We start from the raw sequence: 2,076 nt of genomic DNA, 5'->3' as shown, positions 1-2,076 counted from the left end.
GGCCCGGAGCGGGGCGTCGACACGGTCGGCATCGGCCGGGTCATCCCGGCCGACGGCAGCCCTGCCGCCCGCCCCGGCGCGGACGGCGGCCCCCAAGCCACCGCCCTCCCGAACCGGCAGGCAGTGAGCGAAAATCGGACGAGCCGACAAGCGGCGAGTGAGGTAGTCAATGGTCGCTGAACGCAGTTACCGGTTCGGACCGCTCGAGCGCGGTGGCGTCATGCTCGGCATGCGCTGGCCGCAGCTCAGTCTGATGATCGGTGTGATGCTCTGCGTCCTGGGTGCATTGCGGTCACCCTTGGTGATCGTTCCGATCTGGGTGCTGCTCGCGGTGGCCCTGCTGTTCGTCGCCTTCGTGCGGGTGGAGGATCGTAATCTCGACCAGTGGGTGCCGATCCTGTTCGGCTTCACGATGCAGAAGGTGACGGGCGAGACGGTGTTCCGTGGCGCGTTCTTCCGGCTCGGCTCCGGGGATGACCGGATCAGCCGCACGGTCCTGCCAGGGCCGCTGTCGTCACTGGTGATGCTCTCCGTGCCGGTGGGTGGAAGCCGGTACGTCGCGGTCGTCAAGGACGCGAAGAAGCAGACCTACACGGCTGTCCTTCAGGTGCGGGGCAGCCAGTTCGCGCTGCTGGAATCCGGCGATCAGCAGGCCCGGGTCGACGCCTGGGGCGAACTGCTCGCCGGGCTCACCTCCGGTGGCGGACGCCTCTCGCGGATCCAGTGGTTGGAACGCACCCTGCCGGACTCCGGCGACCAGTTGCAGCGGCATTGGCGGGTCCGCGGCCACCATGACGACTCGTGGGCCGCCACCGCCTACCAGCAGGTGATCGACGCGGCCGGCCCCGTCGCGCAGCGCCACGAGACGTATCTGTCCTTCCAGCTCCGGGCGAAAGACGCCCGCCGGGCGATCCAGCGGGCCGGCGGCGGCGACCAGGCCGCCTGCGCGGTGCTGCTCGGCGAGCTGCGCACGATGGAGGCGGCCCTCGCGCGAGCGTCGATCAGCACGGTCGGCTGGCTGCCGCCCCGGGCTCTCGCCGCGGTCATCCGCACCACCTACGACCCGTACTCGATCGAGATGATCGACGCCCGCGGCGGTGCGAGCACGGACCTCGCCGGCGGCCTGAAGGGCCTCGCCTCCGGCGTCGACCCGGCGATCGCCGGCCCGGTACGAACCGTCACCGCCTGGGATCACTACCGGACCGACTCCGGCTTCCACACCACCTACTGGATCAACGGCTGGCCGCGGGTCCCCTCGCCGGCCGCGTTCCTCGCTCCCCTGCTGATGGAGACGACCTGCCGGCGGACGGTCTCACTGATCGTGGAACCGCTGCCCGGGCGCAAGGCCGAGAAAGCGGTGAACCGGCGGCGGATGGCGCACCTCGGCGAACAGCAGATGCGTGACAAGGTCGGCAAGGTCACGACGCAACGCGACGTTGCCGAAGCCGACGAGGTCGAGCGCCGTGAACAGGAACTCATCGCCGGTTTCGGCGCGTTCCGCTTCCACGGGTTCGTCACGGTCTCCGCGGACGATCTCGACGGTCTTGCCGACGCGTGCGGCGAGGCGGAGACCCTGGCCTCGCGCAGCCGCCTCGAAATGGTGCGGCTCGTCGGCGAACAGGACCAGGGCTTCAGCGTCGGCGCACTGCCGCTCGCGGTAGGCGTCGTATGAGCCCCGGATACGGCGACGGTCCGGACAACGAGCGCGTTCTCACCGAGGGTTATCCGCTCGGAGAAAACGGCACCGGCTACAACAGCGGCATCGTCTACAACTCTGACGCCGGTTTCCACGACGGGGTCAGCGTCAACGGTGACGGGGTCGACGGCCAGATCGGCTACGGCGACGGCTTGGTGGACCACGACGACGGCCAGGAGCCGACGGACGGCTACGATCAGATCGACGCCGATTTCGACCCACCCAGCTACGACGAGGCGGGCTACGACCCGGACGGCTACGAGGCGGCGATCTACGAGGCCGCCTCCCACGACCCCGGCCGGGACGCGGACGGATTCGTCGACCTCGGCGGCGGACCGCGCCGGCGCCGCCCGACCGGCCAGCCGCCGCCACCACCGGCC

At 70.3% G+C, this 2,076-nt stretch carries 2 protein-coding genes and 1 pseudogene; all 3 read left to right on the top strand.

Going from position 1 to position 2,076, the window contains the following annotated elements:
* The coding region (locus tag MXD58_RS26285; RefSeq protein WP_250610451.1) for a hypothetical protein at positions 1–180 on the top strand (180 nt) is incomplete at its 5' end.
* A complete protein-coding gene (locus tag MXD58_RS26280; RefSeq protein ID WP_248839888.1) occupies positions 170–1,672 on the top strand; it encodes an SCO6880 family protein in 1,503 nt (500 codons plus the stop codon). The genes MXD58_RS26285 and MXD58_RS26280, both read left to right, overlap by 11 nt.
* A pseudogene (locus tag MXD58_RS26275) lies at positions 1,669–2,076 on the top strand (hypothetical protein); the annotation flags it as partial. The gene MXD58_RS26280 and the pseudogene MXD58_RS26275, both read left to right, overlap by 4 nt.

This window comes from Frankia sp. AgKG'84/4, from assembly GCF_023242965.2.
Classification (GTDB): domain Bacteria; phylum Actinomycetota; class Actinomycetes; order Frankiales; family Frankiaceae; genus Frankia.
This window is presented reverse-complemented; position numbering and strand designations above follow the sequence as displayed.

Bases quoted from the DNA above. Each gene is read 5' to 3' on its own strand.
- MXD58_RS26280 (WP_248839888.1), top strand. From the start codon at position 170: ATGGTCGCTGAACGCAGTTACCGGTTCGGACCGCTCGAGCGCGGTGGC.